The organism is Corynebacterium sp. ZY180755 (assembly GCF_054331495.1).
Map to the genome: position 1 here is coordinate 666,153 of NZ_CM135811.1, position 20,811 is coordinate 686,963.

The following is a 20,811-nucleotide window of genomic DNA, read 5'->3' on the forward strand; positions in this document are numbered from 1 at the left end:
TGAAAATGAAAAAGATTTTTGCTGCAGTCATGGCCTCTACCCTCGTAGCGTGTGGAAGCCCAGAAACGTCTAGTCCAGAAACCTCTCAGGTCCAGCAGGAAGCCGCTACCGCTTACACCAACATCGTGGCCGTGAGCAGCGAGACCGCTGATCTCGCCCTCAAGTTAGTGGGGCCGGAGAACCTTGCTGCTATCAATGAGGGCTCGAAGGCGCCAACCATGGGCACCGCCACGGACCTTGCCCGCCAAGTAGAGGCAACCATCCCAGTGGGAACCAACCCAGATGCTGAGCAGATCCTGTCCTACAAGCCGGACCTCGTGCTCCTGACTGCGCGCCACGGTGGTGAAAAGAGCGTGGGGGATCAGCTGGAGTCTGCCGGTGTGAACGTTGTGGAGTACCAAGCTAGCGATTTCGATTCTCCTGAATCCTTGGCTTCCACTATTCGCGATCTATCGGAGAAGCTGGGTGTGAAGGACAAGGGTGAGCAGATGGCCTCCGAGTTTGAGTCGAAGATCGCTGACGTGGATAAGCAAGAAAAGAAAGAGGGCACGTTCGCAGCGCTCATGGCCCGCGGAGGGAAGGTCATGGCGATGAGCGATGATCAGGTCATGGCGGGACTTGCTGCCCGTGCCGGCGGCACCAATACCGCGCGGGCAACCATGCCTATTGACGCCGAACAGCTCGTGGCGATGAACCCTGAGGTCATTTACGTGGAAGATTTCATGGGTCAAGGTATGCAGCCTTTCGAGGCGCTTTTGTCCAACCCAGCTCTCGCTCAGGTCCCCGCGATCAAGAACGATAAGGTTGTGCTGCTGCCTATGACTGAGGCTTCTGCGGTGGCAGGGGTTAACATGGCTGAAGGTTACGCAAAAATTAAAGGGGAATAATGGGCCATCCACACGCAGCAGGTGGTAAGCAGGACACCACCTTCTTCAAACCCGGCAATAAAGCCATTCAGAAACAGGCAATTTTCTTAGCCATCCAGGCTCTTGCCATCGCCGTGTGCCTTGTGAGTATCGGCAAGCTTATCGACGGCGACGGCAACGTGCTCCTCGCCGTGGGAGCCCTGCTCGTTGCGGTGGGCTGCGAAGTGGCGAATGTGCGCACCCAGGACCCCAGCGCGGAAAACGCGCGCATCCGCCAGGGCCTGCTCACGCAGGCCTTCAAGCTCGGGCCTGCGCGCATTGCCAAGGATGAGACGGGTTCGCTGGTGTCCACCATGACTGACTCGGTGGAGCGCGTGACCAACTACCGCCAGGGCTACATCGGCCAGCTGATTGGCAGTGTGCTCACCCCGTTTGTCACGCTCGTGGTCATCGCTTTTGTGGACTGGCTAACCGCCCTCGCGCTGGTGATCTGCCTGCCACTTGTCCCACTGGTTATTGGGCTGTTCCAGAAGCTGTTCCGCAAGGAATCACGGGAGTCGCGTATCATGCGCGGCCGCTTGGCCGCGCAGTTCCTGGAGTCCGTACAGGGCCTGAGCACCCTGATGGGAATCGGAGCGGGGGAGCGCGTCGGAAAGAAACTCGAGCAGACCGGTGAAGATAACCGCCAAGCACTGATGAAACTTCTCGCGCGCAATCAGCTGCTGCTGTTCGTGATGGAAGCGGCGTTTAGCTTGTTTCTTGTCTGCGTGGCCATCACTATGGCCTACCTACGCGCGGACACTGTGGGCGAGGCAGCAGCCATCGTGTTGCTCTCTACGCAGCTGACCACTCCCATCAACCAGGTGGGTGGCTTCTTCTACATCGGTATGGGTGGTAGGGCCTCCCAGAGCGCCATCTTGGGATTCCTTGCGAGGAAGACCGGCCGACCGCGCCACGACGGTGCGGTAGGTGAGCACGACGGCTCGGTAGCGCTGAAGGACGTTACCTTTAGCTACGACGACACACCAGTGCTGGAAGGAACAAACCTCACCGCGCGCCGGGGTGAACCAGAGGTACTCTCAGGAAAATCCGGTTCAGGTAAGTCCACCATGCTGAATATTTTGAGCGGTGATCTGGTACCTACATCAGGCACAGCCGTGGTAGACGGGATCACACTCGACAGCACCAACCAGCAGGAGGTGCGCGACCGTGTGGCCGTGGTGCGGCAATCTACCTGGCTGTTTACTGGCAGCTTGGCGGACAATCTCCGTGTGGCAGGCGACGTGACAGAAGATCAGATCTGGGATGCGCTAGAGCGCGTGGATCTAGCGCGCTGGGCACGCTCGTTGCCTGCAGGGTTGGACACTCAGGTGGGCGAGCGAGGCCAATCCGTTTCCGGAGGCCAAGCGCAGCGCATCTCCATTGCACGCGCGCTGCTGTCCGGTCGAGACATCATGATCCTAGATGAACCGACTTCTCAAGTGGACCTAGAGTCAGAGGCGATCATCGAACAGGTAATCAAGGAATTGGCAGCCGAAAAAACCGTGGTACTGGCCACTCACCGCGACATCATGGGAGGAAAGTAATGCTGTCACGAGTTTCATCGATGAGCTCCTGGCTGCTGGAGACCACCAAGCCAGTGCTGGGGCCGCTATCGGCCTCCATACTGTTTAGACACCTGTACTTCATCGCCCACATAGCCATTCTGGGCGTGGGTGCCTATACGGTGGTAACTCGGCAAAACCTATGGGTGTTGATTGCAGCGCTCGTTGCGTTGACCCTGGCCAAGGCTATATTTAACTACCTTGAGCACTTCCTAGGGCACCTCGTAGCGTTTAAGGCGCTGGAGCTTTTGCGTGTGCGTCTGTTCACGGACCTGCGCCGTCTGGGGCGCACCAAGTACACCTCTGGCGATATCCTCTCCCGGGCCACCAAGGACATCGACCGAATCGAAGTATTCTTCGCCCACACCATTGCTCCAGCCATCACCGCGGTGACTATTCCGGTGATCGCAGCCGTGCTGGGCTTCGTCTTCCTAGATTGGCAGCTTGCTCTCGTACTGACGGTAGGTGTGGCGTTGTCTGTGCTGGTGGTTCCGGCCGTCGGCGTGCGCGCTGCGTTTGAGGCTGCAACCGTATCCACCGCCCGCCGAGGCGAGTTAGTCCAACACGTGACAGACTCGGTGCAGGGCATGGCGGAAGTCACCGGCTACGGGCACCAAGAAAAGCGCTTGAAGGAGATGGCGGAAAAAGATCGCCAGCTGGCAGAAGCAGGCCATAGCCCCGCGCTACGCGAGGGACTTGCCCTAGCAGTCAAGCTCGGCACGATTCTGGCGGGCGTGGTCGTTGGCGGCGAGCATCTAGTGATTGCCCTTGCAGTCACGTGGGCGCTGTTCGACGTCACCGCGGGTGTTCGTGAATTCCTCTCTGGCCTAGATATCTCCATCGCCGCGGCGGAACGCATCCATCAGATTGCCACCGACGAGCCTGTGGTCACAGACGGCACAGCAGCTTTCCGCGGGGGCGACGTGACACTCAACCAGGTGACCTACAGCTATGGTGGCACCAACGCGGTGGAAAACGTTACCTTCACGGCCAAAGGCCACACGGTGATTGTGGGAGCCTCCGGCTCCGGCAAGTCCACTGTGCTGGGTTTGATAGGCCGTCTAGATGACCCAGATTCGGGCACCATTACTATCGGCGGTCGTGACATCCGTGATGTAGACCTCCGTGGACATGTGTTGCTAGTCGAGCAAAAGGCTACCCTATTCAACGGCACAGTCGGATCCAACCTGCGGCTTGCTGTTCCCGAGGCCACGGATGAACAGCTGCGCGAGGTACTCGATGTTGTTTGCCTAGACTTCGACCTCAACCACCACGTGGGTCAAGACGGCAATAAGCTCTCTGGTGGCCAGCGCCAGCGCCTAGCACTTGCGCGTGCACTCCTGCTGCACCCGGATGTCCTGCTCCTAGATGAGTACACCGCGCACTTGGACCTGGAGACCGCCGCCACTGTTCGCGCAGGTGTCAAGGCTTACCTGCCTGACGTAGTGATCATTGAATCCACGCACCAGCCTGCCGCTGCGGCTGGCGCGGACTACATCGTGGTGATGGACAATGGGCGAGTTGTGGAGCAGGGGACACCAAGCCAACTGCAGGATTCAGACAGTTTGGCTGCGTTGATGCTTCGCGGGTGACGCCTGCACCCATTGTGAGCTGGTACTACTTACTACCTCAGACGGGCGTGACCCGCTCCCCGTGGGATTTGCCGCGGTGGTGACCTAGTTGAACTGAAAAGCTAACTTACTTTGCGGAGGTGCCGGAAGAATTCGAACCGGAATTCTTTAAAAGCACCGAGGAAGGACCTGGGCCAAAACGGCTCGGGTCCTTTTTTCGTTGCACTGCACACGGCTTTGAGCCGACATATGCACCTTCGTCCATGAAGATAAGGCTCAAGAAACCAGAGTCGCTGATGCTTGTCCTTTGGTTAGTAAAGGCAAGCCTAACTAAAAATGGGGGGAGCGAAATAAAAGCTAATGTGCAGGTCAGATAATTAAGCTACACATATGTTTCCAAATTAGGGGGTTAGGCTTGCCTTAATTTTGGGGAACTGATTAACTCATTTCTCGGAAAGGTAATGTTCACCTAACTTTGGATAGGCGGCCAATAATATGGTGCGCCCCGAAACATTAAGGAAAACTATAGTGAAAAAGCTCATTGCGCTCGCTACTGCAGCAGCTCTGTCTGTTTCTTTGGTTGCATGCTCTGATGACTCCGCATCCACCGACAACTCTGCAGAAGAGACTTCTGCCGCTCAGTCTTCCAATGAGACCATCTCCATTGAGGACAACAACGGCACCATTGAGGTTCCTGCGTCTGCACAGTCCATCGTTGTTACGGATAACCGCGCATTTGAGCTGCTGGACAGCTGGGGCGTCAAGGTAGCTGCAGCTCCTAAGGGCTTGGTTCCTAAGACTGTTCCTAACTACAAGAACGACGAGGCAATCGTTGATCTCGGTAGCCACCGCGAGCCAAATCTCGAAGCTATGGTTGCAGTGAAGCCGGACCTGGTTATCAACGGTCAGCGCTTCTCCCAGTACCAGGAAGACATTCAGAAGCTGAACCCTGGTGTTCCAGTTGTTTCCCTCGACCCACGTGATGGCGAGCCACTGGACGAGGAGCTCAAGCGCCAGGCCACCACCTTGGGCAAGATCTTCGGCAAGGAAGCTGAGGCAGAGAAGGTTATCGCTGACTTCGAAGCTGCCGTAGAGCGCGCTAAGGCTGCGTACAACGGCAACTCCACCGTCATGGCTGTGAACGTTTCCGGTGGCGAGATCGGCTACATTGCGCCATCCGTCGGTCGCACCTTCGGCCCAATCTTCGACCTGCTTGGCCTGAAGCCAGCGCTTGAGGTTGAGGACTCTTCCTCCAACCACAAGGGCGATGACATCTCCGTTGAGGCTATTGCTCAGTCCAACCCTGAATGGATCTTCGTCATGGACCGCGATGGCGGCACCTCTGCAGCAGATGAAGAGGGCTACACCCCAGCTGCTGACGTCATCGCAAACAACGAGGCCCTGAAGAACGTCACCGCTCTGAAGGAATCCCAGCTGGTATTCGCACCTGCTGACACCTACACCAACGAGAACATCATCACCTACACCGAGATCCTGAACGACATCGCTGATGCGTTCGAGGGCAAGTAATTAAAGGGTGAACCCGTTAGTCGAAATGTGCTCTGAACAGTAGTTTTGAGTTCGTGGGATCGTGCACTATGTGCTCGATCCCTTTCGGCATGAAAAAGGCTATTTATGACACAAACCCAAGTACGACGAGAACGTACGCGTAGCAAGCTGGTGGATTGGCGCCTCATCGTGGGCATCGTAGCTGTTGTCGCGCTGCTGTTTTTGTCTTTGATGACAGGCGAGTACGACATCTTCTCCCAAGGTGATGGTCGAGAAATGTTCATGAACGTTCGCGTTCCTCGTACCATTGCGCTGATTCTGGCAGGCGCCGCTATGGCCATGTGTGGCCTGGTGATGCAGCTGATTACTCAGAACCGCTTTGTGGAACCAACCACCACGGGCACCACGGAGTGGGCAGGCTTGGGTCTGTTGGTCATGATGATCGTGGTGCCCACAGCAGGTGTATTGGAGCGCATGACTGCGTCCGTTGTGTTCTCTTTTGTTGGCACCATGGTGTTCTTTTTATTCCTGCGCAAAATCTCGCTGCGTGCCTCCCTGGTCGTTCCGATCATTGGCATCATGCTGGGCGCGGTAGTCAGCGCCGTCTCCAGCTTCCTAGCGTTGCAGACCGACATGCTCCAGTCCCTGGGTATTTGGTTCCAGGGCAGCTTCACTTCCATCTACAAGGGCCAGTACGAAGTCCTGTGGATCGTATTGATTGTTGTGGCGCTGGTCTTCTTCTACGCAGATCGTCTGACCGTTGCAGGTTTGGGCGAAGAGTTTGCTACCAACATCGGCGTGAACTACAACCGCATGGTCATCATGGGCACCGGCATGATCGCCATCGCCACCGGCGTGGTTACCGTGGTTGTGGGTAACCTTCCATTCCTCGGACTCATCGTGCCGAACCTAATTTCCATGTGGCGAGGCGATGACCTCCGCTCCAACCTGCCGTGGGTATGCCTTCTTGGTATCGCCCTAGTCACGGTGTGTGACTTGGTTGCGCGCACCATCATCTCCCCGTTCGAGATCCCAGTGTCCGTTGTTCTGGGCATTGTAGGTGCGGCAGTGTTCGTCTTCCTGATTGTGAGGCAAACCAAGCGTGGATAAGTTCAAACCAACCAACCCAGGCATTAACCCAGAGCGCAAGTCCTTGGGTATCCAGCCGGTCAATCACCTCCCAGAGGAGCTTGGCGACGGCACCAAGGCCAAGGTTATCGAGCGCGATCCTCAACATAAGACCGTAAAAATCAAGACCGACGACGGCCACGTTCAAGAGAACACTACTGAGCGCCGTTCCGGCGCGTTCCAGACGAGCAAGGCGGCACGCAAGTACTGGATCATTATGATCGCAGTGATAGTCGCGGCACTGGGTTTCGCCTTCGGTCTCTTGGCCTACGGCAATCCAATGCCGTTCGGTACGGAGCAGTTCTGGCTCATCGCCGAGCGACGCATGAACGCGGTCATCGCTATGGCCGTAGTGGCTTTCACCCAGGCTGTTGCAACAGTGTCCTTCCAGACCGTCACTAACAACCGCATCATCACGCCATCCATCATGGGCTTCGAAGCCCTGTATCGCACGATCCACACCTCGACCGTGTTCTTCTTCGGCATTGTCGGCCTGACCAATGCCCGCACCTTGGAGATGTTCATTGTGCAGCTGGTTTTGATGGTTGGTCTATCGCTGATTCTGTACTCCTGGCTTCTGACTGGCAAGAACGCCAACATGCACGCCATGCTTCTTGTGGGCATTGTTATCGGCGGTGGCTTGGGATCACTGTCTACATTCATGCAGCGACTGCTGACTCCAAGTGAATTCGACGTCCTGACTGCGCGCCTGTTTGGCTCTGTCAACAACGCGGATGCTGAGTACTATCCAATTGCAATCCCAATTTGCCTCGTGGCAGGCGGCATCTTGCTGTTCCTGTCCCGCCAGCTCAACGTAGTGAGCTTAGGTAGGGAAGCGACCACCAACCTCGGCCTTTCCCATAAAAAGCTATCCATCCTGGTGCTCGTATTGGTAGCAATTCTGATGGCAACATCTACCGCGCTGGTTGGGCCAATGACCTTCCTTGGTTTCTTGGTGGCTACGTTGGCATACCAACTGGCTGACACCTACGACCACCGCTACATATTCCCAATGGCTATCGGTTTCGGCTTCCTTGTCTTGACCAGTGCCTACTTCATCATGAACCATGTGTTCTATGCACAAGGTGTTGTGTCCATCATCATTGAACTTGTTGGTGGTTCCGTATTCCTGATCGTTCTGCTCCGAAAGGGTCGACTGTGATCAAGCTCGAGAATGTTACGAAAAACTACAACGACGAGACCAGCATTGGTCCCGTAGATATCGAAATCCCTCGCGGCGGTATCACTGCTCTTGTGGGCCCTAACGGCGCCGGTAAATCTACTCTGTTGACCATGATTGGCCGCCTTCTCGGTATTGACGAGGGCGCCATCTCGGTTGCCGGTATGGATGTTTCCACCACTAAGAGTGAGGACCTAGCCAAGGTGCTCTCCATCTTGCGCCAGGAGAACCACTTCGTCACACGCCTGACAGTGCGACAACTCGTTGGCTTTGGACGATTCCCTTATTCCAAGGGCCGCCTCACCAAGGAAGACGAAGAGATCATCTCTCGCTACATCGACTTCCTCAATCTCACCGCACTAGAGGATCGCTACCTGGACCAGCTTTCTGGCGGCCAGCGCCAGCGCGCCTACGTAGCGATGGTGTTGTGTCAGGAAACTGACTACGTGCTCTTGGATGAGCCACTGAACAACCTCGATATCGCCCACTCGGTGGAAATGATGCGTCACCTGGAGCGTGCTGCTAAGGAATTCGGGCGAACCATCATCGTAGTTTTGCACGACATTAACTACGCAGCCCGCTACGCGGACTACATTTGCGCTGTCAAGGACGGCAAGATCATCGAGTTTGGAAAGCCGGAAGAGATCATGACTAACAGCAAACTGTCATCAATCTTCAATACCGACATCTCCGTCATCACCTGCCCAGCAGGCCTCATGGCGTACTACCACTAAAAGTAGTTTTCCAGAAGTAAAGCGCCGCCCCACGGGACATTGAGTCCAGTGGGGCGGCGCTTTCAGTTTTGCGGGGCCAACGCGCACGGGATTATGAAGGGCTTAGATCATGGAGAGGCCACCGAGGTTAAGAAAGAACCTGTGTGATTACTCCGTTCGCAAGTCAGTCAGTAGCAGTTCATGAAAGCCCACTGCTGTGGGGAAGTATCGAGTCTGCGGCGTGAAAGAGTGGGCATTGCTAACAGTCAAAGGCCGAAAAAGCTTTCTGCGCCAGACGCTGTCGAAAGACCGAGGAGTGTTCATAGGGAAGAGGAACCGCAATAGTGTCATTTTGTGGGTTCAGATGACCGATGAGAAACACATGACGGTTTAGCAAACGATTACAAAGCAGAAAAATGCTTAATGACCTGCAGAGTTGTGTAAATCTGTGGATGTGTGTAACTTATAGCGAGTCGCCGGGGCAGCCGCTGGTTGGTTTGGTTGACAGAATGGATTTACTTCCTCGGGTTGACAGTTTCAGCTTAAGGGTGTAGGTTTGTTACTCGCTGCTCAGGTCGCTGAGGTTAATGTTCGGTGAACTGGTGGTGAATGTGTTGTTTGAGAACTCAATAGTGTGCCAATGTACTTTTTATTTTGTTTTGTTGGCTTTGTGGGGCTTGTTGTTTGGTGTGGCCGGCAAGGGTTGTTGTTTTTTCGCCCTTGTTAATCATGTTGAATTAACGTTAGATGTTCCCGCTTAGTTGTGACGAAGCGTGCAAGAGCAGTTTTTCCTCGTCGGATTGTGTTCTTGTTTTTTCATCTATTATTTTTTGGACAATCATTTGTGAACAATTTTTTGTTGTTTGTGCTGGTTGTTTGTTTTTTTGCCAGTTTTGGTTGGGCTTTTCACGAAGCCTGATAGGAAATTTGTTTTTCTTATTTTTTGTGGAGAGTTTGATCCTGGCTCAGGACGAACGCTGGCGGCGTGCTTAACACATGCAAGTCGAACGGAAAGGCCCAAGCTTGCTTGGGTACTCGAGTGGCGAACGGGTGAGTAACACGTGGGTGATCTGCCCCTAACTTCGGGATAAGCTTGGGAAACTGGGTCTAATACCGGATAGGACCGTGATTTAGTGTTCATGGTGGAAAGTTTTTTCGGTTAGGGATGAGCCCGCGGCCTATCAGCTTGTTGGTGGGGTAATGGCCTACCAAGGCGTCGACGGGTAGCCGGCCTGAGAGGGTGATCGGCCACATTGGGACTGAGATACGGCCCAGACTCCTACGGGAGGCAGCAGTGGGGAATATTGCACAATGGGCGCAAGCCTGATGCAGCGACGCCGCGTGAGGGATGACGGCCTTCGGGTTGTAAACCTCTTTCGACAGGGACGAAGCGTTTTGTGACGGTACCTGTATAAGAAGCACCGGCTAACTACGTGCCAGCAGCCGCGGTAATACGTAGGGTGCGAGCGTTGTCCGGATTTACTGGGCGTAAAGAGCTCGTAGGTGGTTTGTCGCGTCGTCTGTGAAATCCCGGGGCTTAACTTCGGGCGTGCAGGCGATACGGGCATAACTTGAGTGCTGTAGGGGAGACTGGAATTCCTGGTGTAGCGGTGGAATGCGCAGATATCAGGAGGAACACCGATGGCGAAGGCAGGTCTCTGGGCAGTAACTGACGCTGAGGAGCGAAAGCATGGGGAGCGAACAGGATTAGATACCCTGGTAGTCCATGCCGTAAACGGTGGGCGCTAGGTGTAGGGGTCTTCCACGACTTCTGTGCCGTAGCTAACGCATTAAGCGCCCCGCCTGGGGAGTACGGCCGCAAGGCTAAAACTCAAAGGAATTGACGGGGGCCCGCACAAGCGGCGGAGCATGTGGATTAATTCGATGCAACGCGAAGAACCTTACCTGGGCTTGACATACACCGGACGGGTGCAGAGATGTATCTTCCCTTTGTGGCTGGTGTACAGGTGGTGCATGGTTGTCGTCAGCTCGTGTCGTGAGATGTTGGGTTAAGTCCCGCAACGAGCGCAACCCTTGTCTTATGTTGCCAGCGCGTTATGGCGGGGACTCATGAGAGACTGCCGGGGTTAACTCGGAGGAAGGTGGGGATGACGTCAAATCATCATGCCCCTTATGTCCAGGGCTTCACACATGCTACAATGGTCGGTACAACGCGCTGCGAGCCTGTGAGGGTGAGCGAATCGCTGAAAGCCGGCCTCAGTTCGGATTGGGGTCTGCAACTCGACCCCATGAAGTCGGAGTCGCTAGTAATCGCAGATCAGCAACGCTGCGGTGAATACGTTCCCGGGCCTTGTACACACCGCCCGTCACGTCATGAAAGTTGGTAACACCCGAAGCCCATGGCCTAACCACATTTTGTGGAGGGAGTGGTCGAAGGTGGGATTGGCGATTGGGACGAAGTCGTAACAAGGTAGCCGTACCGGAAGGTGCGGCTGGATCACCTCCTTTCTAAGGAGCATTATTATTTTCAAGTCCGCATGGTGGTTACCGTGCGGCACATATTTTATCCGGGTGGAGCACACCCAAAGGTGTCATGACTGGGAAACACTGATTGTTTCCGGTGGTGCCTGGTTCAGTTAAGTCTTTTAAAGTCAACGTTATAAAAAGACAAAATAAGTTTGAAGTGGTTGGCATGCTGTTGGGTGTCTGGGGCAACATTGTTTGTTCCTGTGGCCAACGATAATAAGCATCAGCATAGTGTGTTGGTGGTTGTTGTGGTTGGTGTGTTGTGTGAGAACTGTATAGTGGACGCGTATTTTTTGCATTTTCATCGTGGTCAAAATGTTTTTTGATTGTGATGTGTGTGAATATGTTTTTTCTTCATTTTTGATGAAAAGAAGATTCTATTCTTTTTTGTTCTTAGTGTTTTTTGTTTGTGAGTATCTGTTTGTTGTGTTGTTTGGTTAAGGGCACACGGTGGATGCCTTGGCATGCTGAGCCGATGAAGGACGTGTAAGGCTGCGTTAAGCCTCGGGGAGTTGCCAATAGAGCGTTGATCCGAGGATGTCCGAATGGGGAAACCTGGCCGTGGTTATGTGCGGTTACCCTTCAGTGAATTCATAGCTGTTGTGGGGGTTACGCGGGGAAGTGAAACATCTCAGTACCCGTAGGAGAAGAAAACAATTGTGATTCTGCTAGTAGTGGCGAACGAACGTGGATGAGGCTAAACCATGTGCGTGTGATACCTGGTAGGGGTTGCGTGTGTGGTGTTGTGGGGCATGATCGTCAGTGGGCTACCGACTGCTGGAAAATTGCTTGTTGTGTTAACGGAAGTGGCTTGGAATGGTCTACCGTAGTGGGTGAGAGTCCCGTACGTGAAAGCATGATGGTGTTTTTTGATTGTGTTCCCGAGTAGCAGCGGGCTCGTGGAATCTGCTGTGAATCTGCCGGGACCACCCGGTAAGCCTAAATACTCAGTGTGACCGATAGCGGATGAGTACCGTGAGGGAATGGTGAAAAGTACCCCGGGAGGGGAGTGAAATAGTACCTGAAACCGTGTGCTTACAATCCGTCAGAGCCTCCACTTGTGGGGTGATGGCGTGCCTTTTGAAGAATGAGCCTGCGAGTCAGCGGCATGTCGCGAGGTTAACCCGGGTGGGGTAGCCGTAGCGAAAGCGAATCCTAATGAGGGTGTGTGAGTGGCATGTTCTGGACCCGAAGCGGGGTGATCTACCCATGGCCAGTGTGAAGCAGCAGTAAGATGCTGTGGAGGCGCGAACCCACTTAGGTTGAAAACTGAGGGGATGAGCTGTGGGTAGGGGTGAAAGGCCAATCAAACTCCGTGATAGCTGGTTCTCCCCGAAATGCATTTAGGTGCAGCGTTGTATGTTTCTTGCCGGAGGTAGAGCTACTGGTTGGTTGAGCGGGACCACAATCTTAGCAATGTCAGCCAAACTCCGAATGCCGGTCAAAGTGAGAGTACAGCAGTGAGACTGCGGGGGATAAGCTCCGTTGGTCGAGAGGGAAACAGCCCAGATCGCCGGTTAAGGCCCCTAAGAGTGTACTAAGTGGAAAAGGATGTGGGATCGCGAAGACAGCCAGGAGGTTGGCTTAGAAGCAGCCACCCTTGAAAGAGTGCGTAATAGCTCACTGGTCGAGTGGTTCTGCGCCGACAATGTAGTGGGGCTCAAGTACACCGCCGAAACCGCGGCAATAACACCCTTGGGTGTTGTTGGGTAGGGGAGCGTCGTGCACGACTGTGAAGCACCAGGGTAACCTGCGGGTGTGGAGTGTGTGCGAGTGAGAATGCAGGCATGAGTAACGAATGATAAGTGAAAAACTTATCCGCCGAATGACTAAGGGTTCCTGGGTTAAGCTAATCTTCCCAGGGTGAGTCGGGACCTAAGGCGAGGCCGACAGGCGTAGTCGATGGACAACCAGTTGATATTCTGGTACCCGTGTGTGCGCGCCCAGTGGTGAATCAATGGTACTAACCACCCACACACCTCCACTGCTTTTCTTTGATTAGTTGTGGTGTGTGTGTGCGTGGGACCTTCGTTGGTAGTAGCCAAGTGATGGGGTGACGCAGTGTGGTAGCCGAGCCACTTATTGGATTGTGGTGTAAGCGTGCAGCCCGTGGCATAGGTAAATCCGTGCCACATGAGGGTGAGGCGTGATGCGTACCCATTGTTGGGGATGTTGGTGATCCTGTACTGCCGAGAAAAGCCTCTAGCGAGTGCACATATGGCCCGTACCCATAACCGACACAGGTGGTCAGGTAGAGAATACTAAGGCGATCGGGTGAACTGTGGTTAAGGAACTCGGCAAAATGCCCCCGTAACTTCGGGAGAAGGGGGACCACTGCTGGTGACAGACTGGTTGAGCTGGTGGTGGTCGCAGAGAATAGAGGGAAGCGACTGTTTATTAAAAACACAGGTCCGTGCGAAAACGTGGAAGTTGATGTATACGGACTGACGCCTGCCCGGTGCTGGAAGGTTAAGAGGACCTGTTAGCAACCCTTGTGGTTGCGAAGCGGAGAATTTAAGCCCCAGTAAACGGCGGTGGTAACTATAACCATCCTAAGGTAGCGAAATTCCTTGTCGGGTAAGTTCCGACCTGCACGAATGGCGTAACGACTTCCCTGCTGTCTCAACCACAGGCCCGGTGAAATTGCAGTACGAGTAAAGATGCTCGTTACGCGCGGCAGGACGAAAAGACCCCGGGACCTTCACTATAGCTTGGTATTGGTGTTTGGTTCGGTTTGTGTAGGATAGGTGGGAGACGTTGATTCATCATCGCTAGGTGATGCGGAGTCGCAAGTTGAAATACCACTCTGATCGAATTGAGCATCTCAACCTTGGCCCATGATCTGGGTTGGGGACAGTGCCTGGTGGGTAGTTTAACTGGGGCGGTTGCCTCCTAAAACGTAACGGAGGCGCCCAAAGGTTCCCTCAGCCTGGTTGGCAATCAGGTGTTGAGTGTAAGTGCACAAGGGAGCTTGACTGTGAGAGCGACAGCTCAAGCAGGTACGAAAGTAGGGACTAGTGATCCGGCACCTACGAGTGGAAGTGGTGTCGCTCAACGGATAAAAGGTACCCCGGGGATAACAGGCTGATCTTCCCCAAGAGTCCATATCGACGGGATGGTTTGGCACCTCGATGTCGGCTCGTCGCATCCTGGGGCTGGAGTAGGTCCCAAGGGTTGGGCTGTTCGCCCATTAAAGCGGCACGCGAGCTGGGTTTAGAACGTCGTGAGACAGTTCGGTCTCTATCCGCCGCGCGCGTTGAAACTTGAAAAAGGCTGTCCCTAGTACGAGAGGACCGGGACGGACGTACCTCTAGTGTGCCAGTTGTCCCGCCAGGGGCATAGCTGGTTGGCTACGTACGGAAGGGATAACCGCTGAAAGCATCTAAGCGGGAAGCCTGTTTTAAGATAAGGTTTCATTTGAGGTACCCCACAGACTATGGGGTTGATAGGCCAGACCTGGAAGCACCGCAAGGTGTGAAGGCGACTGGTACTAATTTACCAACAAACAACCAACAACAAACCCACAACATTCTACGAACAAAAACAGTAATAGACTACGCGTCCACTATGCAGTATCTGACACAACACAACACACCCCACCAAGGCGGTTGTGTCCACACTCAGTAATAGATGTGTCGGTGGTTATAGCGTCGGGGCCACGCCCGGTCCCATTCCGAACCCGGAAGCTAAGCCCGACAGCGCTGATGGTACTGCACTCGGGAGGGTGTGGGAGAGTAAGTCACCGCCGACCAAAAACTTAACAACAAACTAAGGCCCTAGAACCTCAAGTTCTAGGGCCTTAGTCGTGTATCCGGAACTAATATCTCCTTGTGTCGGGGATATAAAAAGCAGCGGAGGTCTATCGGCTTAAAAACTGATCTTTCTTATTGCTTCGGCAGCTTTCAGCATGGTTTCTTCGTTTTTGCAGAAAGTAAATCTGATTAATCTACGCCACGGTTCCTTGTGATCGCTAAATACCTCTACGGGGATGGTAGCTATTCCATGCTCTTCTAAGAGGAAGGTTGCAAATTCGGTGCCGGATTTGAATTGTTCCGGTGCTTCGGCAAGAACAAAGTACGTGCCGTGGGTTTCAAACGTTTTGATTCCCGCTTCACTCAGCGCCTGTTCTAACAATTCCTTTCGGGAGCTGAGGCTAGTTCGCATCTTCTCCACCCACGGTTGTTCCTCTTCCAGTGCGTAAGCAACAGCTGGTTGGAAGGGCGTTGCACCTACGTAGGTGAGAAATTGTTTTGCTTTCGTCACGTGGGCTAAAAGGTGGGAAGGTGCAACAGCCCAGCCAGTCTTCCAACCGGTTACATTAAATGTTTTCGCGGCACTTGAAACCGTGATGGTTCGTTCCCACATACCCGGCAGGGAGGCGATGTTGATGTGGTGTACGTCGAAGGTAAGATGCTCGTAAACCTCATCAGAGAGGATGAGGATATCTCGTTCCTTCGCCATTTCCGCGAGTTTCTTTATGGATTGCTCAGTGAACACGGAACCTGTGGGGTTGTGCGGAGAGTTCACGATGATCATCGCTGTTTTATCGGTCATTGCATTCGCAACAGCATCTGGGTCTAGATCCCATGTGTTGCCACAGCGTCTGAGAGGAACGGGCACACGAGTTGCTCCTGCAAGTGCGATTGCGGCGGCGTAGGAGTCGTAATACGGCTCCAGAACGATTATCTCTTGTGTAGGTTCCACTAGGCCCATAATCGTGGCTGCAATTGCCTCTGTGGCGCCAACGGTGATGAGGACTTCCTCAGCAGTTGCAGGAACGCCGTAATGAAGTTTTTGATGGCGCGCTACAGCTTCTCTGAGCTCGAATACACCCTTGCCAGGGGCATATTGGTTGTTGCCTCTTGCGATCTCTTCTTGGGCACGTTTCAGCATTGGGGCGGGGCCACCATCATCGGGAAATCCTTGCCCCAGATTTAATGCGTCCAGTTCAGTTGCGCGGGCAGATATGGTGGCGAAAATCGTTTCGCCAAATTCGCTGAGACGGCGTACCCCATAAGTCATGTCGCAATTTTACGCATGAAAAAAGCCCCGTGCGGGGCTTTTGCTTAGGTAAGGGGGAGCAGATCGAACTTGGTGTCGCGGACCTTGTCCAGCTGGCCGATATTCTTCTCCAGCTTTTTCCACTGCTCGTGTGGGATCTGCTTCTCAGCTCGCCGGATGGTTGCTTCATCCTTGGTAGCCCAAGCGATGGGCATTGGCGTAATTTGATCCCACCAGTCCGAGCCAGCGCTGCGCTGCCCGGTTACGGCCACAGAAGGTACTCGCTCACCCACGCGGCGGTGGTGGCCATGGATGTTAGTGACAGTGCGGGCTGCAAGTGCCCAACGTGGCTTCTGGCTAGAATCCATGCTGGTGTTGACCAATGCTAAGAGCACGACGTCGCGTGGATTAACTTTGGCCACGATTGCCGGCACCAGATCATAGTTGTTATACAGCTGGTGCGGATCGCCTACCTTCTTAGGGATGATGATGGTAAGGGACAACGTCAGCAGCGCCATCACCGCGAAGCAAATGAGGACAATCCATCCCATGGCGTCTTTGTCTAGGTAGAGCCACACGCCTACGCCGATGGCGATTTGGATGAGGGCGAAGATCAGCGCTGATAGCTGCAAGCGGCGGGTGTCCTTGAGCAGCTCGTTGTTCTTGCGTGCATATTCTTCGTCAATATCAAAGGTGAATCGTGCCATCATGTACCGCTTCTAGTTGGGGAATGTACGCAGATTAGTTTAGCCGGTGATCATGGGTAACGCCTGATCCAAATCCGCGGCATCGACGATGCGGAAGGCGTAGCCTTGTTCGGCCAGGAATCGTTGGCGGTGTGCAGCGTAAGTGGCGTCCACGCTGTCGCGGGAAACCAGAGTGTAGAAGTAGGCCTCGCCCCCGTCAGCTTTGGGGCGCAGCAAGCGCCCAAGACGCTGTGCTTCTTCCTGGCGTGACCCAAAGGTGCCGGAGACCTGAATAGCTACCGCAGCTTCGGGTAGGTCAATGGAGAAGTTCGCAACCTTGGACACTACCAATGTGGAAATCTCTTGGCTGCGGAATGCATTAAAGAGTTCTTCACGTTTCTTGGTGCTGGTTCGACCATCGATGATGGGGGCGTTCACAATGCCAGCAATTTCTTCTAGCTGGTCGATGTAGGCTCCAATGATGAGTGTCTGTTCGCCCTCATGGTGGGCCAGAATCTTCTTAATCCCAGCGATCTTGCTGCTTGCGCACGCGGCAAAGCGATACCGGTCCTTAGTTTCAGCGGTGGCGTACATCATGGACTCAGTCTTACTCATGGTTGACCGAACCTCCACGCACTCGGCAGTTGCGATGAAGCCGGCGTGTTCGAGGTCCTTCCATGGGGCGTCGTAGCGCTTGGGGCCAATGAGGGAGAAAACGTCGCCTTCGCGGCCGTCCTCGCGCACGAGCGTGGCGGTGAGTCCGAGCCGGCGGCGAGACTGCAAGTCAGAAGTCAGGCGGAACACTGGGGCAGGAAGAAGATGGACCTCGTCGTAGATGATGAGTCCCCAGTCGCGAGAGTCGAACAGCTCAAGCGCGCGGTACTCGCCTTTAGTTTTGCGGGTCACTACTTGGTAGGTGGCGATAGTAACGGGGCGAATCTCTTTTTTCTCCCCTGAGTACTCGCCAATCTCAGACTCAGTGAGGGTGGTGCGGCGCAGCAGCTCATCGCGCCACTGACGGCCTGCCACTGTGTTGGTGACCAAGATCAAGGTCGTGGCCTGTGCTTTGGCCATGGCGGCTGCACCTACCATTGTCTTGCCCGCGCCACACGGCAGAACAACCACGCCGGAGCCACCCTCCCAGAAGGAATCCGCGGCCGTTTCTTGGTAGTCGCGCAAACTCCATTGTTCGTGCTCGGTGGACAGGGAAATAGGGTGGGATTCCCCGTCCACGTAGCCGGCCAGATCCTCTGCAGGCCAACCTACCTTAAGCAGCTCCTGCTTGAGGCGGCCACGCTCTGACGGGTGAACGGGAATGACACCGTCCTGTCCACTGATAGGTGCGCCGAGCATTGGCGCGATCTTTTTGTGTCGCGTGATTTCTGCAAGAATGGCGGGCTCATCGGACTCGAGGATCAACCCGTGGGCGGGGTGCGCGTGCAAGCGCACGCGGCCGTATCGGGACATGGTCTCCGCGACGTCGATAAGCAGCGCCTGCGGCACAGGGAACCGTGAGTACGTTTCGAGCACATCAACCACCTGCTCCGCGTCGTGGCCAGCGGCGCGTGCGTTCCACAGGGCGAGCGGGGTGATGCGGTACGTGTGGATGTGCTCCGGGGCGCGTTCCAGCTCTGCGAACGGGGCGAGCTTGGTGCGGGCCTCGTTCGCTAACTCGTGATCAACCTCCAAAAGCACAGTCTTGTCAGATTGAACAATCAGTGGTCCGTCACCAAACGCCACAATTTCTCCTCTTTACCACGTAATCTCTGTGATCTCCTTGAGCGAGATGGAGACCAGATCAGCGGTGTCAGCATTGACTGCAGACAACCTACCCATACGAACGTCAATGGGGCTTACTGTTATTTCATCCTCGCCCAACGTTAGCTTCAGATCGTGTTTTTCCTTAATCGCTTTCTGGATCACGGTGTGAAAGTTCTCCGTGAACACGCCCCCGCTGTTACCGTCCAGCTCGCGGATCTTAGCAATAGCGGTCACCACTCGGTCATGGCTTGGATCCGCCCTGCGTGGGGCAGGGGCGAAGCGGACGCGCGCGGGTTCGGGGCGGATGTCAATGCTAATGCCATCCTCATTCTCTGCAGCGGGGTTGAGCCCAGAAGCTTTGAGCTCATTCATGAGCTCCGGCAGTGGCTTGTGTGAAATTGCAACAGTGGGCGCGAGCAACCGCAGCCCCAAGTTCTGTGCAACAGGCGCAAGAGCATCTGGATCTTTGCTGGTCACGTAACTGAGTGCAGTGCCGGCTCGTACCGTACCGTGACGGCGGGCCAAGTCATTGACTAGGTAGTTCAGTGACTGGGGCACTTCGCTCATGCTGTGGCGGGTGAAAAATCCCATGATTTCCTGGTCGCTGCGACCGGCCTCAAAACCGCGGGCGAGGCTTTCCTCTGTGATGCGGTAGACGCTGGCCATGCCCGCGGACTCCAGATCAGCGAGCAGGGCGAGCTCCACCTGTAACGGGCGGGGCATTGGTCCAGGCACCAGCACCGTCATGTCCGCCTGCATGATGAACTGGTCCACCTCAGCAGGAGTGAGTTCTTCTGTGATGGGCACGAGGGCGTGGTAGGCCTCAAAACTCTGCAAGGCCTTGCCTTCGTCCGTAACCGCAGTGATCGGGGCAAGTTTAGTCACCTGCTGGCCCAGAAGACCCCGCAGAACCGGCGTTGGATGCAGGTGGGTGGTCTCTGCGAGCACGCCCAGAGAGATTGCTTCATCAATGACGCCGTTAATGTCCTCCTCACTACGGTGTGCGATGACGAGTGGGCGCTCGTAGGCAGCTAGGTTCCTAAGCTCCTTGCGGGTCAGTGGGGCGCGGCCAACGATCTCCAGAAGTACCTTGCGCACCAGGGGTAACGAGGAATCCTTCATCTCCTTATCCAGAAGGCGTACCGCCTTGGGCTTGCCTGCCTCCATTCGACCAGGCAATCCGATGGCCCACGGCTTAGCCGATGAATACTCAAACCAGCACGCCACAAGATAAGCCCACTGTTGTGCAAGCGTTAGCTCCACAAACTCATCCAACATGCCCGTGGGCGCCAAATAGTTTTTGAGCTCATCCTCATCAGGGCGTGGCCGTGGTACACCAGTGCCCAACAATCCAGCTTGGAGCGCAAGCGTGAACAGGGGGTACAGATCCTCTTTATCCTTGCGGAGGTCTTTGGTGGTACTGCCCAAGTTTCGTACACCCACAGCGCCATCGCGCAGCAACGCGATGGGATTCCTACCGACGTATTCAACGAGGTCACGTACCCCACGTACAGTTTCCAGAGCGGTACCGGACACTTCCGGCGCGGTGGCTAGCTCGGCGTGACCAGATCCCGACGGTGGCAGAAACGACGTGGGCACGGGGGCGCCGGAGAGCACGGCGCGCACACTGCGCGGAATAGCGACCACTGACTCGCTCACGCGAGTCAGTAAGCCTGAGGCAATGAGCTGGGGGATAGGTCGCGTAGGGTCCGCGTCAGCAGCCGCGTCCTTGGTAATCCCAGTGCCCCCAGACAACATGACGGTGTCTAGGATCTTGCGCTGGCGCTCATCAATTTTTGCCAGCCTTGCTGAAATTTCTTCAGCACTAGGCGCGTCCGGCTCTGGCAGGCGAATAGGGATGTGCTCAAACTGGGCAGCTACGCCCTCCGTAAGCAGGAAGGAACTGGGTGTGCCGTACACAAGCGCGAAGTCAGTGAGCTTCTCTAGGCTTGTTTCAACGAGGCTGCCGAGCTCCGGTTGAGAGCCTAAAGACGCCGCGATTTCGGGGGCAGACAAAGGGTTAGTTTTACCCCCGAGTGCGATGGTCTTTTCAATGACTGCGAAGTCAAAAACACTCAACTTGGAAAAAGCTGGGCGGATGGATCCCGGCAACTGCAAACGCACAGCTAGAGAGGTGGATCCCGGTGGAATTGGGTGCAAAACATCCTCCCTGTTGGCGAGGATTCTGCCTAGTTTTTCGTCTCCAATGGACTTAATCCATGAGGCTAAGTCAGACAGCGTTTTGGTCTCCCGATTCGAAATTGTCATAGTGCTGATCAATTTTAGTGCTATTTCAGGTGACTTT

11 protein-coding genes and 3 rRNA genes are annotated in these 20,811 nt (G+C 54.9%); 10 read left to right on the top strand and 4 right to left on the bottom strand.

Annotation, left to right across the window (positions count from 1 at the left end):
• Window positions 1–5 precede the first annotated feature (5 nt).
• The 10 genes from ACXM2N_RS03055 to rrf all read left to right on the top strand — a co-directional run bounded on the left by ACXM2N_RS03055 (window position 6) and on the right by rrf (window position 14,809).
• A complete protein-coding gene (locus ACXM2N_RS03055; RefSeq protein WP_458489897.1) occupies window positions 6–887 on the top strand; it encodes an ABC transporter substrate-binding protein in 882 nt (293 codons plus the stop codon).
• Window positions 887–2,452, top strand: coding sequence for an ABC transporter ATP-binding protein/permease (locus tag ACXM2N_RS03060; protein WP_458489899.1), 1,566 nt, complete (start codon window positions 887–889; stop codon window positions 2,450–2,452). The genes ACXM2N_RS03055 and ACXM2N_RS03060 overlap by 1 nt, the downstream gene beginning before the upstream one ends.
• Window positions 2,452–4,062 (top strand): amino acid ABC transporter ATP-binding/permease protein, encoded by a 1,611-nt coding sequence (locus tag ACXM2N_RS03065; RefSeq protein WP_458489901.1) that lies wholly within the window; start codon window positions 2,452–2,454, stop codon window positions 4,060–4,062. The genes ACXM2N_RS03060 and ACXM2N_RS03065 overlap by 1 nt, the downstream gene beginning before the upstream one ends.
• Before the next feature lie 474 nt (window positions 4,063–4,536).
• Complete coding sequence (locus tag ACXM2N_RS03070; RefSeq protein ID WP_458489903.1) at window positions 4,537–5,571, top strand: siderophore ABC transporter substrate-binding protein; 1,035 nt, start codon at window positions 4,537–4,539, stop codon at window positions 5,569–5,571.
• A gap of 105 nt (window positions 5,572–5,676) precedes the next feature.
• Window positions 5,677–6,660 carry an ABC transporter permease gene (locus ACXM2N_RS03075; protein ID WP_458489905.1) on the top strand — a complete coding sequence of 328 codons (984 nt, stop codon included), beginning with the start codon at window positions 5,677–5,679 and terminating at the stop codon, window positions 6,658–6,660.
• A 139-nt stretch (window positions 6,661–6,799) separates the two neighbouring features.
• Entirely contained in the window at window positions 6,800–7,840 is a 1,041-nt protein-coding gene (locus tag ACXM2N_RS03080) for an iron chelate uptake ABC transporter family permease subunit (protein WP_458490979.1), read from the top strand.
• Complete coding sequence (locus tag ACXM2N_RS03085) at window positions 7,837–8,592, top strand: iron ABC transporter ATP-binding protein (protein ID WP_458489907.1); 756 nt, start codon at window positions 7,837–7,839, stop codon at window positions 8,590–8,592. The genes ACXM2N_RS03080 and ACXM2N_RS03085 overlap by 4 nt, the downstream gene beginning before the upstream one ends.
• 921 nt (window positions 8,593–9,513) lie before the next feature.
• Window positions 9,514–11,040 (top strand): 16S ribosomal RNA (locus ACXM2N_RS03090).
• A gap of 445 nt (window positions 11,041–11,485) precedes the next feature.
• Window positions 11,486–14,571: ribosomal RNA gene (locus ACXM2N_RS03095) — 23S ribosomal RNA — on the top strand.
• A 121-nt stretch (window positions 14,572–14,692) separates the two neighbouring features.
• Window positions 14,693–14,809 (top strand): 5S ribosomal RNA (rrf, locus tag ACXM2N_RS03100).
• The 16S, 23S and 5S rRNA genes sit together here, the layout of an rRNA operon.
• 116 nt (window positions 14,810–14,925) lie before the next feature.
• On the opposite strand, the gene ACXM2N_RS03105 is transcribed toward rrf, so the two are convergent.
• From ACXM2N_RS03105 to ACXM2N_RS03120, 4 genes are read right to left on the bottom strand one after another with little or no spacing between them, the layout of a single operon-like run.
• Window positions 14,926–16,080 (bottom strand): aminotransferase class I/II-fold pyridoxal phosphate-dependent enzyme, encoded by a 1,155-nt coding sequence (locus ACXM2N_RS03105; protein WP_458489909.1) that lies wholly within the window; start codon window positions 16,078–16,080, stop codon window positions 14,926–14,928.
• A 44-nt stretch (window positions 16,081–16,124) separates the two neighbouring features.
• Entirely contained in the window at window positions 16,125–16,766 is a 642-nt protein-coding gene (locus tag ACXM2N_RS03110; RefSeq protein ID WP_458490981.1) for a DUF3239 domain-containing protein, read from the bottom strand.
• 39 nt (window positions 16,767–16,805) lie between these two features.
• Complete coding sequence (locus ACXM2N_RS03115) at window positions 16,806–18,485, bottom strand: DNA repair helicase XPB (protein WP_458489911.1); 1,680 nt, start codon at window positions 18,483–18,485, stop codon at window positions 16,806–16,808.
• A 12-nt stretch (window positions 18,486–18,497) separates the two neighbouring features.
• On the bottom strand, window positions 18,498–20,774 hold the full coding sequence (locus ACXM2N_RS03120; protein WP_458489913.1) for a helicase-associated domain-containing protein: 2,277 nt from the start codon (window positions 20,772–20,774) through the stop codon (window positions 18,498–18,500).
• Window positions 20,775–20,811 lie beyond the last annotated feature (37 nt).